This window comes from Shinella sp. 20P9.1.1 (assembly GCF_057798995.1).
Window position 1 is genome coordinate 148,838 of the sequence record NZ_JBYOLC010000011.1, and the last position, 13,497, is coordinate 162,334.

A 13,497-nucleotide genomic window follows, 5' to 3' on the forward strand; every position below is an offset into this window, starting at 1 on the left:
AATTTGATTTCATAGGAAATTTGAAAGAAAAATGGATGAAAGCAACAATCCCGAAGAGGGAACTGCGTCGATTGATATCAACGAAGCTGCCAGCCTAATCAGCGAGCAGATGGACGTGCCTGAAGACTCATTTGAGCAACCGGAAGAGCATGTTGAAGAACCGACACCTGAAGAGGTTGTCGAGACGATTGAAGACCAATTCTTCGACATTAATGGCGAACAAATCAGCCTTAATGACCTGAAGACCGGCTTCATGAAAAACGCTGACTACACGCGCAAAACTCAGGCATTGTCTGAAGAGCGAAAGGTGTATCAGCAGAACCAGCGCGACGTGAACGAAGTCCGCCAACAGGCAATCGCCGGAATTGAAGCCATTAAACAAGAGTTGGCTATCCAGTTCCAGACGATGCAAGAGCCGGATTGGGACTCACTGCTTGAATATGATCCGCCCGAATATCTTCGCCAGCAAAACGCATGGCAGAAGCGCGAAGCATCCGTTCGCCAGATGTATGAAGCAGAGCAGCACCTTCGTGCCAAGCAAGCCGAATACGAAGCCGAACAGCGTCAATATGCGCTTCAGGAATCCAATGCGAAGCTGATGGAACGCTATCCGGAGTGGAAGGACCAGAATGTTGCTAACGCCGCCCTGAATGGATTGGGTGCCCTTTTGGGTGAATATCAGTTCAAGGGTGAAGAGTTGGAAGGCATCTCGGATCACCGAATTATTTCGCTGATCTACGATTTTCACCAGCTTCGCGAAAAGCACAAAGCGGTCCCTGAAGTGGTTGCAAAAATCAGCCAGAAGCCGACGATTAGTCAGAAGACGACATCGCGGAAGACCGTCGATTATGACCGCGCTACGTACGACAAATTCAACAACTCTCGCTCTGTAAATGATGCCGCCGAGCTCATTAAAGGGCTTCTTTAACAACAATAAGAAGGTAACTTAAATGCCCACCTTGAAGACCGCTGATGTAACCCATGTCAAGGAAGACCTGTCCAACATCATTTCAATGATTTCGCCTGAAGAAACGCCTTTCGTCACCTCGATTGGCAAGACCAAGGCAACCGCAACCAAGCACGAATGGCTGAAGGATAGCCTTGCCGCTGCTAACAAGGACAATGCCGCTGCCGAAGGTGCTGATGCATCCGACACGACACTGACCGCCCCTGTTCGTCTGGCTAACCAATCGCAGATTTTCACCAAGGACGTTCGCGTTTCCGGTACGCTCCAGCGCGTTGCTACGGCTGGCACTTCCGACGAACTCGCACGCCAGATTGCCAAGGCTGGCAAGGAAATCAAGCGCGATATCGAAGCCGCTCTTGTTTCTGCCAATCCTTCCGTCGCAGTCGGTACGCGCAAGCTCGGCGGCGCTGAAGCTTGGATTTCCACGAATGCTCTGCACGGTGCTAACGGCGCTTCGACGGGTTATTCGGCTGGTGCCGTTAATGCCCCGACCGCTGGTACTGCCCGCGCTCTGACCGAAGCCATGTTTATCAGTGCCCTCCAAGGCATCTGGAATCAGGGCGGCGATCCGAAGAAGGTTATCGCACCGGGCACCCTGAAGTCGAAGATTTCGACCTTTGTCGGTGGTGGCACCAAGCAGCAGAACGCCAAGGATGCAACGGTTTATCAGGCTGTTGACATCTACAAGAGCGACTTCGGCACGGTTGATATTCTTCCTCACCGTTTCATGTCCACCTCGACGGTTATCGCGTTCGATTCCGAATTGTGGAACCAAGCTGTTGTTGGCGCGCTGAAGAAGGAAGCTCTGGCTAAGACCGGTGACTCCGAAAAATTCATGCTCGTTACCGAACTCACCCTTGAGTGCCTTAACGAAGCTGGCAACGCCAAGATTGCCGACCTGAACGGCTGATAAAACCAACAACTTCAGGAACGAACTTAGAGCGCTCTTCGGGGCGCTCTTTTTTTGCGCGTTCGCTCAAAGTCAGGTGAATGTTCCCCGTCGCTAAATACCCGAACAAAGGCATTTTAGCGAGAACGTTCATGGAAGGATTTACAGCCGGTGACTTGGTCACATCAGGCACCATCGTTTGGGAAGAAACCCCAACTCACACCGTCTATATGACCCGCGATGGCGATAAGATTCGCATCACGACCGTGCAGAAAGTCGATGCGATTATTGCGAAGAATGCGCAGGACGAAGCGGACTTCAATTACACCGGCAAGCACGGCGATTTGGTCAAAGTAGCGAGTGTCCCGACCAGCCTTTATTTCGACTGGCAAAAGCAGGGCATCACGCAAGATGAAGAAGCCATGCGCCGCCGCCTCAATGACGGGGACCTCGCCAAGTTCCGCACAACTCGGTGGACGGTCTAAGCCATGACATACGACGAATTCATGTCCAGTCTGGCTGACCTGCAAATCCGCACCGATGCCCCGAACGAAACCTTTATCCGCCGCGCTGAAGCCTACCTTCGCCCGCTCGTAAAGCACTATCTCGCTGAAAAGCAGGTAACGCTTGCCGTCGTTGATGGCGTTGCGTCATTGCCTGCCGATTTCATCGAAGTGCGCCAGATCACCGGCACGAGCAAGACATACAAGCCAATCAGCCCGAACAACGCCACGCTTTATGATAACGAGGTTGGTTATTTCCGCGTTGCCGACGATCTTGTGTTTGCTGGCGAGCCGGAAGCATCGGTCGTCCTTCTCTATCATTCCGGCTTCCCTGCCCTGTCCGATACCCAAACCAATTGGCTGTTTGACCGTCACGTTGGCGTTTACCTCGCCGCTTGCATGCGCGCGTTCTACCAATGGGAAAAAGACGCGGACGGCGTACAGATCGAAAATCAGGCGCTTCAGGAGGCGCTTGGCGTCGTTGCTGAAGATGACCGTCGCGGACGCCAGACCGGCACGTTGATCATGGGTGCGACCACATGGGCGTAACCCTTCCGTTTCAGTCCTTCACCCCGGATTTGCCAGCGCTGAATAACCCCGGATCAACGAAGCTGCACAACGTCCTTCCCGGGCGCGGTGCCCAAGGAATCACCGTATTTCCTATCAGGGGGGCATCATTGTTCTCCAACACGAGTATGACCGGGCGTCCGCTTGGATCGGCTATCGGGCAAGATGGGTCGGGCAACTTTAAGGTCTATTCGGGAGATTCAGGAAAGCTCTACAAGCTCCTGCCGGCGACGAAGCAGTGGCAGGACATCAGCCGCGCTGGTGGATATACAACCGCTCCGCTTGAGCGCTGGAAATCCGTGGAATTCGGGAAACTTCAGATTTTTACGAATTACACCAACGAGCCGCAGTGGATTTCCATGGATTCCGACGTTCAGTTCGCGAACCTCACCACGCTCGTCAAAGGGCGTCATATTGCGACGTTTTCCGGGTTCACGATCCTCGCCAACACCTACGACGCCTTCGACGGCGCGGTCCCCTACAGAATCCGTTGGAGCGCGTTGGAGAACCCAAGCGATTGGAACTTCTCAGCTTCCACAATGGCAGACTTCCAAGACATCGCCGGAGCGGGAGCATGCAATGGCATCGTCACCGATGACAATTGCTACCTTCTGATGCAGCGGTCGATTTATCAGATGCAATTCATTGGTGCGCCACTCGTTTTCCAGTTCCAGCAGCGTGTTCCGGGTTTGGGGTGCAGTGTCCCTGAGTCAGTAATCAGCGTTGCTGGTCGTCATTTCTGGATTGCAGATGACGGTTTCGTCATGATGCAGGCGGGACAAATTACCCGCCCCGGAAACGGTCGCATAGACAAGTGGTTTGCTGACCGCTTCGACGCAACGCAAGCACACAGGATGACTGTCACGAGTGATCCGAAGCAATGTGTGATCACGTGGCAGTGGTGTTCGGAAGATGCGGAACCCGGCAAGCCGGATATGTGCCTACACTACAATTACGAGTCAAACGAGTGGTCTACAAGCGCGGCGACTACGACTTACCGGTTTAACAGCGTAAGCTTGCCTTGGACGTTGGATATGCTCGACAGTTTCGGAAGCATCGATAACGTTAGTAGCTCCTTCGACTCTCCAATCTGGAGCGGCGGCACTGCGATGACGTGGGGAATGTCTGAAACGGGTGCCATTTATTCGTTCGGCGGACCCAACTTGGTCGCCGAAATCGAGTCACCCGAATATCAGGCATCAACTCTGGTTTCGCAGGACGGCAGGGTGGATATCGCGCAAATCAGGGCTATCCGCCCGATCTTCGAAGGCAGCGCTGCCGTTGGTCGCGTACAAGTCGGCACTAAGAACCTACCGACCGACGATGTGGAGTGGTCGCCAATGAGCGAGACAAGCGCAGTAGACGGTTACGCTTACGTTCGCAGCAAGAGCCGATATCAGCGCTTCCGCCTGACTATCTCCGGTGATTGGGACCGCGCTTCAGCTATCGAAATCGACGCCCGGGCAGCGGGAAGGCGCTGAGACGCTAAATACGTCCATGGCTATACCGCGCGTTTATAATCACGCTGACTCTCGACAGGTCGCAACAGTCGTCAACCAAATCGCATCGCAGTTCGATGCGGTTGGTTCGTTTTCGCTCGCCAATTCGGCGACGACCACGACTGTTTTCGACGCGAAAGTGGCGTCAACCAGCCGTGTCTTTCTTCAGCCCCGCAACGCCAATGCAGCGGGCGCGGCTGCTTTCGTAAGCGCTGTGAATTCAGGCAGCTTCGTCGTCGGTCATGCGTCTGCGACCACATCCCGCACATTCGATTATTGGGTGAGCGGCGTATGAATTTGGGTTTCTCGGATAGCGAGTATGAGCGCGTTCGCAATTGGCTGATTGCAGCAATTGATGTCGCGCCGTCTGTCATCACCGAAGACGTTTTGCTCGACAAACTGCGAAATGACGAATGGTCATTGATCACAACGGATCACGCCGCCGCTGTCATTCAGTTTTGCGATATTGACGCGGAAAAGTCCGCAAATGTGCTGCTTATCGGCGGCGAACAGAACAAGGCCTTACGCGAAATCATGACGGCTTATGTCGCTCTTTCCGATGCGCTTAAAGCCCTTGGATACACAAAGATTACCGGTCAACCACGGAAGGAATTCCACGCACTCTTGATGCGCAACGGATTCCAGAAAGGAAAAGAAGAACTCTTCAAGGAGCTTTAAAATATGCCTTCAGCACCCAAAGAAACTACAACCAAGGTAGAACCATGGTCTGGTTCCCGAAAATACATCGAAGAACAGTACGCCCTTGCCGACAAACTTTTCAAAGAAGGTGCGCCGAAGCAGTGGGAAGGCAAGAACATTGCCGACCAGTCGAAGGCTACGACCGACGCGCTGAAAGGCATGGAGAACCTTGCCCGGAACGGCGACACGTCCGCGCTCACTAATGCGACGAAGACGATCAACGGCGTCATGAACCAGACCATGCAAGCGCCCGGTTCGAAGACGCTGGCGGATGTCGCGAAGGGTATCGACCTTGGCAAGAACCCGACCGACAAGGTTCTGACCAACATCGCCAACGGCAAGACCGATCAGGCCCCGGGCAAATTCGATCAGAACTATGTGAACCCCGCGACGGCACAGGCGAAAGGCCTGTCTGGATACACGAATGATGCCGGTAAGACCGCCGCTGGTCTCCAGAACTACAACAACAGTGCCATCGGTAACATTCAGTCCATGCTCGGTTTCCAAAACCCGGCGATGCAGAACGCTGCACAGTTCCAGAATTTCCAGAATTCGGCGGTTGGTCAGGCTGCAAACCTTGGCAATTACACGAACGCCGCTGCCGGTCTCCAGACACAGCAAGCCAACCAGCTTCAAAACAGCAACAATCCAGCGATGGACATGCTGAAGAACACGGCTTCCGGCGCTGAAGTCGGCAAGAACGCCTACCTCGACCAGATGGTGTCAAACCAGCAAGACCGCATTGCCGATAAGCTGAAGAACGTCACCAATCCCGGAATCGATTCATCGGCTGTTGCCGCTGGTCGAATGGGTTCGGGCGCATATGCCAGCCAGCGCAATACCGCTGAAGGTGCCGCCGCTTCGGAAATGGCAAAGGTGGCGACCGATATGTACGGCAATCAGTACAACGTCGATAAAGACCGCCAGATGAATGCCGCAAACCAATACGGCGCGATGTACAACTCTGATCAGCAAAATCAGATGGCAGCGAATGCGAACCTCGCGAATACGAGCAATAGCCAGCAGCAGAACCGCATGCAGGGTACGTCCATGTATGGGGACCTCCAGAACTCGCAAAACCAAGCGAGGATGCAGGGTACTGAGATGTACGGCAACATGGCGTCTCAGAATTACCAAAACAACCTCAACGCGGCGACACAGCTTGGTCAGTTGAACGATAGTCAGCAGAACGCGCGCCTTCAGGCAAACCAGAACTATGCCAACATCAACGATAACCAGCAAAGCCAGCGCCTTGCCGGGACGCAGTTGTACGGCAATCTGAACGACCAGCAGCAGCAGTTGCGCCAGTCCGCCGCGAATTCGATGAACGACCAGTTCAATCAGAACCGCGCCTATCAAATGCAGGGTATCAACCAGCTATCAAATAATTACAACAGCAACATTGCGAACATGTTGTCGAATAATAACCAGCGCCTTGATGCCGCGAACGCGCAGAATTCGTATCAGTTGAACAGCAACAATCAGAAGCTTCAGGCGGCTGATATGGCTGGTCAGGCATATCAAAACCAGTTCATGCCGTACCAGACTCTCGCTGGTATTGGTCAGCAGAAGGACGACCGTTCGACGCTGGAATTGCAAGCGGCAATGGATAAGTGGAACCAAAAGGAACAGCAGCCCATACAAAATATTAGCAACTTCCTTAACATGCTGAATGGTGGTGGTTATCAGAACACGACTCAGCCGGTCTATTCGAACACGATGGGTCAGGTTGGCGGTCTTATGTCCGGTCTCGCTGGTCTCTTCGCCCTTTGTTCGCGTACTGCGAAAATTGTGCACTCGCTTGTTGGTCATATGCCGCTCACGAATGGCGCGTCTCTGCCGATCTATTCGTTCTCATACATAGACGATCCGGAACAGAAAATCTGGATGGGACCGATTGCTGAAGAGCTTGAAGAAGAGCTTCCGAAAGCGGTCGTTGAGATTGACGGCAGGAAGCACATTGACGTTGCTTCGTTCATGCAGGAGGCAGCGTAATGGGTGTTTTCGACTTTCTGAAAGGCGGAAATTCGACCGGTGGAAACAGTCTGAAAGAGGCTGTCTCACCGACGAAAAAGAACTTCCTTTCGCAGTTTCTTCCGGAAGATGAAGAGAAGAAGCGCGCTCTTGCTCGTGCTCTTTTGATGGGCGGCGCGAACATGATGGCGGCTGGCGGACCTTCGCTGAAGCCGACCAATTTCCTTCAGATTGCTGGTCAAGGTTTGGCTGGCGGTCTTGCTGGCTATGACGAAAGCATTGCCAACGATCTTGCCGCCGGAAAAGTCCGCGCCGCTCAACAGGAATCGCAGTTGAAAGCCGATCAAGCCGCACAAGCTGCAAAGCTTCGCGAAGGCCTGTTCGTCGGCGGTGATAATGGTGATTTCGGCTATGACATCGACAAGCTGAAGCAGTATTTTGAGTATCAGGTATCCACGGGCGACGAAGCCGGGGCACGTGATACGCTTGGTTACATTCAGGCGCTGCAAAAACAAGGGGCGTCCCAAGGTCTTCGCGTTGGTGACAACGGGTTCGAAATGGCACCCGGCTACGGCGAAGGTCTCCATGAAGCCGAACGCCAGAAGGGTCTTGGTTCGGCTATCGGCAAGAACGCGGAATTCACGACGGATACGAAAGACTTCCTATTCGGTGAACAGAACCCGGCTTTCCGCGAATATGAGACGAACAAGGCGAAGGCTTCTTCAACTACCGTCAATGTTGGCGGCACAGAACCCGGCAAGGGTGAAATTTTCAAAGCCATGAACGAAGAGCGTGAGAACGCCAACCAGTCGGTTCGCGGCTTGAAGCTCGTGTACGAGATGGAAAAGTCCATTCCGAACGCTATCACCGGTTTCGGCGCGGATTACCTGCTTGCTGGTCAGAAAGCGATTGCCGCCCTTGGTGGCGATTCCAGCAAGGTTGTCGACACTGAATCGCTGAAGACACAAGCGATGGAACTTGCTGCCTCAATGAAGGGCGATTTGGTAGGCAATCAGCAAATCTCAAACAGCGACATGGAATTTGTCCAGCGCGTTGCCGCTGGTGACATGTCGCTCGATGCTGGCACGCTGAAGCGCCTTGTCGGTCTCCGCAAGACCCAACTGAAGGGCAACGTCGAGCGCTATAATTCGCGCATTGACCAGCTTTACCCCGATACTCCCGAGAATAAGAACACCCGCGCTTTCTTCGGCGGTTTGACCGTTCCTGAAGACCCTTATGCAGGTCAGGAAGGCGGCACAGACGATGCTGTCGTTGTCGTATCGACGGAGGCTGAATTCAACGCTCTGCCTGCGGGAACGCCTTTCCGCTTCGATGATGATCAGCCGGGTACACGAAGGGCGAAGCGCTAATGGCGGGATATGTCATTTATCAGAATTCCGGTGCCACCCGGAATAAGCCGCTTTCCGAAGACCTCCTGAAACGCCTTGCCTATTTGGAAGGCCTCGGCGTTCAGGCGCATGTCTTCAGCGGCGGGCAGGACGGTATCGGCGAAGGTAGTCGTCGTACCGGCTCGACGCGCCATGACCACGGCAACGCTGCGGACGTTTTCTTCTATCAGGGCGACCGCAAGCTCGATTGGGCTAACCCGCAAGACCGCCCACTATTCGAAAAAATCGTAAGCGAAGGGCGCAAAAATGGGATTACCGGAATGGGTGCAGGCGAAGGATATATGCAACCGGGAAGCATGCACATCGGTCTTGGGACAGAGGGGGTATGGGGTGCCGGTGGCAAGTCCAAAAACGCCTCGCCATGGTTGAAGAATGCGTTCTATGGTTCGTCCGGTTCCGCCGATTCGACGCTCATTGCCGAGTCCGTGAAAAACAAGACCTATGACCCGATTGCGGAAGTGATGGCAGCAAAAGCCAGCGCACCGGCGACCGACATCGCTTCAGCCGACACAAAGCCGAAGTCACATAACGGTCCATTGATTAACATGTTCAACAAAGTGACGGGCAAGAACGTGCAGGTGCCCGACAGTATCGGCGGCGTCTCGACTGACAAAGTTGCCGGTGCCTTCTCAGGCCTTGGCGATTTCGCCACTGCGATGAATGCGCAGACCGACCAGTTGAACGCACAGATCGCGGCTGGTGCCCGTGGTCGCGCGCCGTCTCAGCCGATTGAACTCACCTTCCTCGACACAGAAGTGCCGGGGCTAAATAAGCGAAAGCGCCGGGGCGGTCTTGGCGGGATTGGAGGTTATCTGCTCTAAAATGTCAGATTGGAAACAGCGAGCCATCGCAAACTCAACGGTCCTTCCGGACTGGAAACGCCGCGCCATTGAAGGAAGCGATATTTTCGGCGAAACGCCAGTCGGTCCCGATCCTAACGACATCGATGACAGTGCCGAAGCACCGGCTATGGTGCGAATGCAGGTTGGTTCGCTCGAAAAAGATACCGACCGTCTCAACGCGTTGCGCAAATTCTTCCCTGATGCTGTCCCGCACGGCGACGGCAATTTCCTTTACACCAATCCCGAAACCGGGCGCACGAACCGCTACAATAACGAAAGCTGGATTCCGTCGCTTGGTGACTTCGCGTCGATCACCCCGGAAATCGCTGAGGTGATCGGCGGTACAGCCGGTGCCACGGGCGGCGCGGTCGCAGGGGCGGCAGGCGGATCGGTTGTTCCCGTTGTTGGTACGAGCGCTGGTGCAGTTGGAGGCGCTATTGCTGGTGCTGGCACCGGTTCGGTTGCTGGTCGCGAGGCCGTTCAGCGCCTCACGAATTGGTATTTTGGCAATGAAGATACGCGCACCGGCAAGGAACAGGCGATTGACGCAGCAAAGACATTCGCCTTTGGCGCTGCGGGGGAAGGTGGCGGACGCCTACTTGGTCACGGCATCAAGGCAGGCAAAAACGCTTGGAATAGCCGTATCATTGGTGAAGTCGCTGATACGCCTGAAATTGCGGCTCGTGCTGGCGACTATCGCGCGATTGGCGTTGAACCAACCGTTGGCATGGCGACCGGCTCGGAACGCACCGCAAAGATTGAACATGCCCTTATTCCGACGCGAAAGGGTCACGTGATTGATGACCGTATCAATCAGGCCTTCCAAGCGCAAAACGACGAATTTTCCAGGATCGTCGGCGGCATTTCAGACAAGCCGCTGTCCATCGCCGAAGCTGGTGACGCTTTGCGCGCACAAGCTGAAGCCGCCAAGAATGCCGCCTTCAATCGGACACAAGACCTTTACGCCGCTGCCGGTGAGAAAATCAGTTCGCCAGCCGTGGTCGATAGCACGACCGAATTCCTAAAGAACCTTCAGCTTGAACGCGCTGGTTACGGCGAATTCGATAAGCTTGCCCGGGGCGCTACAACTGACCGCGTAATCGACCATGCTTCCGCTATTGTCGCCGACGCACAAAAAGGCATGTCCTTCGACAAGCTGAAAGAGGCTCGCACGGTCATCGGCAACCTTGCTGAGAACGAGACCGACAAAACCGTCAAAAGTCAGTTGAACGGTCTCTATCACTCGCTTTCTGCCGATATGCAGAACACCGCATTCGCCAATGGTCCGGATGCAAAACAGGCATTTAACAAGGCGAACAACGCTTGGCGTCGATATGTGTCCGACGACGGCTTCGGCAAAAAATCCGTCGCTGCCGACCTTCTGAAGCGAGACAGCGATAACCTGCTTGGTTGGGCGACCGGCAACGCCAAGAACGGCGGGAACCGGATTGCACAGACTCGCCGCACAATCGAGAAGTCCGAAGGCGGCAAGGAAGCTTGGAACCAGACGGTCGCAGGCTTCACCGAACGGCTCGGCACGAACGCGAACGACGATTTTGACCCGGGCCTGTTTATGCGCAACTGGTCGAAGATCAGCCCGGAAGCGAAGGACGCGCTCTATAAGGGCACGACCAACGGTCAGTACAAAGCCGACTTGGATCGTTTGAGCAGGATCGCCGACAACTTCACGAAGTATCGGAAAAACGCCAACCATTCCAACACACAGGCGCATAAATCTGCGCTGGAATCGGTGGACCCATTCAGCAAAGACAATCTGCTCGGCACGGCATTGGGCACGGCTGGTGTTCTGGCTTCAGGCGGTGCGGCTCTTGGCGGTCTTGCCGTTGGTGCGGCTGGCGGCGCTGCGAAGAACGGCGCAAAAGGCATGTTCCGCCAGTCTCGTGTCAAGCTCCTGACCAGCCCGGAAACGGTCAACTGGCTGGCGAATATCCCGCAAGCTGAGATGCGCAAGGGCGGCTTGAAACAGCATTTGAAGAACCTCGTCACGCTTCGCAGCACGACCGGAAATCAGGCGCTTGCGACGGCGATCAACGAATATCTCTTCGACATCGGCTACAAAGACGACAACCAATAAATACCGAAAGGCACAACAATAAGAGGGCGATAAAGCTCCATGACAGATTACAACGCTTCGGACTGGTCCGAACAAGACGCTTCGAATAGCCAGCCCTCGCCGAATGGTGTTCAGGGTGGTTATGCGCCCTCAACTATCGGTCCAATCATCCGCGCTATCCGTGGCGCTGCGAAGCGCGACTTCGTTCAGCAAACCCCGATCTACACGACAACCGGCACAGGCGCGGCTTATCTCCTGACCTTCACGCAAGGCCCAACCGCCTATTTCAAAGGTCAGGTCTTCCGCTTCTGGATTCACACTGACAATACCGGCGCTGCCACACTGAACGTGAACAGCCTTGGTGCGAAGTCGATCCTTTCCACGCATGGCGAAGCGCTCACGGCTGGTCAGTTGCGGGCGAACAAGGTTGCGCAGGTGGTTTACAACGGCACTTCGTTCGAACTGCTTGATGTCCCGGCACAAAACCCGAAATTCACCGGGACGCTGACCGCGAACGTCGCGAATATCGTTACCCTGACCGCGAACACCGCTACGGTGAACGAAACGATCACTGCGAACCGGTTGCGCTTGCTCGCCACCAACGACGCATCCGCGAATTCGACGCTTCATGCCCTCCAGATCGGCGCGGATAGCGGTCAAAACCTTACCATCGACAACAACGAGATTTTGGTTCGGACGAACGGCGTAGGTAACACACTGTTCGTTGAGCACGGCGTCAACACACTCGCAGGTGTGACAAAGAACGACGTTGAATATTGGCACCCGACCAATGACGGCGCGGCTTCCGGTCTCGACGCCGATCTTCTCGACGGTCAGCACGGTGCTTATTACCGCGATCTTGGTAACTCAACCGGCACGCTGCCAAATGCACGCTTGGTGGGTGACTACAGCTTTGCCAATCTGACCTTGTCCGGTGCGGCAAATCTCGCAACGATCAATTCATCCGTCAGCCAGCAGATCGTTATCAATGCAGGCGAAACGAACGATTTTGCGACCGGTCAAACAGCGGAAGCGATCTATCTCAACTCTGAGAGCGGTGTAATCGTCGTCACAAGCCCTGACAATTGGGCTTCCGGTTGGGCTGGTCGAAAAACCACGTCAATTACTGGCACGGCGATCACCATCGACGGTTCGGGTGTCTGGACCGCCGCAAACGATGGTGCCGGTTCCGGACTCGACGCTGACTTGCTCGACGGTCAGCACGGTGCTTATTACCGCGATCTCGGCAACTCAACCGGCACGCTGCCAAATGCACGCTTGGTAGGAGACTACAGCTTTGCCAATCTGACCCTGTCTGGTGCTCTTCAGGTCTCGGCGGCTGGCGGTATCATCTTCGCCAACAATGATCAGCTAAACTACGACGACACTACCAACACGTGGTCGTTCAACGCGGACGGTGTCCCTAACACCGGTTGGGTTCAAGCAGGCGGCTTCCTTAATAACGGTGGCGATCCGGCTGTGCACTATAACCGTGTTCTCACGGCTGGTAACGGTCTGACTGGTGGTGGTGATCTTTCGGCAAACCGTACTTTCACACTCGGCACACCAAGCACGATCACAGGTTCAACGACGAATGCTGTGACGGCTACATCACACACGCACGACCTGTCACTGACCTCGGCTAACATCATTTCGTTCCTTGGTTACACACCAGTTCCAACGACACGCGAAATCGTCGCTGGCAACGGCATGTCTGGTGGTGGTGTTCTAAGTGCCGACCGCACCATTGCGCTCGGTACGCCATCCAGCATCACAAACTCAACGATCAATGCTGTCACAAGCACTTCGCATACCCATGCGCTCGGTTTCACGGCTGCCGAAGTCTACACAGGTTCAGCGGAAGCAAATACGAACTTTCCTATCGGAACATATCTCATGATAGCAACTCGTATCGAACGAAATCAAATCGTTCAGCCAAGACTTTCGGCGTCGGAAGGTCAGTACACTGACACAGGTTCGCTGGCACTACTTTCGGGGACGTGGCGCGCGAAAGGTATCGCAACGGCATCGTACACGATGGCAGTAAGAACCGCATAAAACAGGACGAATATCA

General features: G+C 54.7%; 12 protein-coding genes. All 12 read left to right on the forward strand.

Annotation, left to right across the window (positions count from 1 at the left end; translation table 11 throughout):
* Positions 1-31: 31 nt before the first annotated feature.
* Positions 32-928, forward strand: coding sequence for a hypothetical protein (locus tag AC27VQ_RS19235; protein ID WP_488717543.1), 897 nt, complete (start codon positions 32-34; stop codon positions 926-928).
* A gap of 22 nt (positions 929-950) precedes the next feature.
* Positions 951-1,877: a DUF5309 domain-containing protein gene (locus tag AC27VQ_RS19240; protein WP_488717544.1), complete on the forward strand. Its 927-nt coding sequence runs from the start codon at positions 951-953 to the stop codon at positions 1,875-1,877.
* A gap of 131 nt (positions 1,878-2,008) precedes the next feature.
* Entirely contained in the window at positions 2,009-2,341 is a 333-nt protein-coding gene (locus AC27VQ_RS19245; protein WP_488717545.1) for a hypothetical protein, read from the forward strand.
* 3 nt (positions 2,342-2,344) lie between these two features.
* Positions 2,345-2,908: a phage adaptor protein gene (locus AC27VQ_RS19250; RefSeq protein WP_488717546.1), complete on the forward strand. Its 564-nt coding sequence runs from the start codon at positions 2,345-2,347 to the stop codon at positions 2,906-2,908.
* Positions 2,899-4,407, forward strand: a complete 1,509-nt coding sequence (locus tag AC27VQ_RS19255; RefSeq protein WP_488717547.1) for a hypothetical protein — start codon at positions 2,899-2,901, stop codon at positions 4,405-4,407. Before AC27VQ_RS19250 ends, AC27VQ_RS19255 begins: the two co-directional genes overlap by 10 nt.
* 16 nt (positions 4,408-4,423) lie before the next feature.
* A complete protein-coding gene (locus AC27VQ_RS19260) occupies positions 4,424-4,720 on the forward strand; it encodes a hypothetical protein (protein ID WP_488717548.1) in 297 nt (98 codons plus the stop codon).
* On the forward strand, positions 4,717-5,103 hold the full coding sequence (locus AC27VQ_RS19265; RefSeq protein WP_488717549.1) for a hypothetical protein: 387 nt from the start codon (positions 4,717-4,719) through the stop codon (positions 5,101-5,103). Before AC27VQ_RS19260 ends, AC27VQ_RS19265 begins: the two co-directional genes overlap by 4 nt.
* A 3-nt stretch (positions 5,104-5,106) precedes the next feature.
* A complete protein-coding gene (locus AC27VQ_RS19270; protein WP_488717550.1) occupies positions 5,107-7,119 on the forward strand; it encodes a hypothetical protein in 2,013 nt (670 codons plus the stop codon).
* Positions 7,119-8,468, forward strand: coding sequence for a hypothetical protein (locus AC27VQ_RS19275; protein ID WP_488717551.1), 1,350 nt, complete (start codon positions 7,119-7,121; stop codon positions 8,466-8,468). The genes AC27VQ_RS19270 and AC27VQ_RS19275 overlap by 1 nt, the downstream gene beginning before the upstream one ends.
* Entirely contained in the window at positions 8,468-9,328 is an 861-nt protein-coding gene (locus AC27VQ_RS19280; RefSeq protein ID WP_488717552.1) for a hypothetical protein, read from the forward strand. The genes AC27VQ_RS19275 and AC27VQ_RS19280 overlap by 1 nt, the downstream gene beginning before the upstream one ends.
* Before the next feature lies 1 nt (position 9,329).
* Entirely contained in the window at positions 9,330-11,444 is a 2,115-nt protein-coding gene (locus AC27VQ_RS19285) for a hypothetical protein (RefSeq protein ID WP_488717553.1), read from the forward strand.
* 39 nt (positions 11,445-11,483) lie between these two features.
* Positions 11,484-13,481 (forward strand): hypothetical protein, encoded by a 1,998-nt coding sequence (locus AC27VQ_RS19290; protein ID WP_488717554.1) that lies wholly within the window; start codon positions 11,484-11,486, stop codon positions 13,479-13,481.
* Positions 13,482-13,497 lie beyond the last annotated feature (16 nt).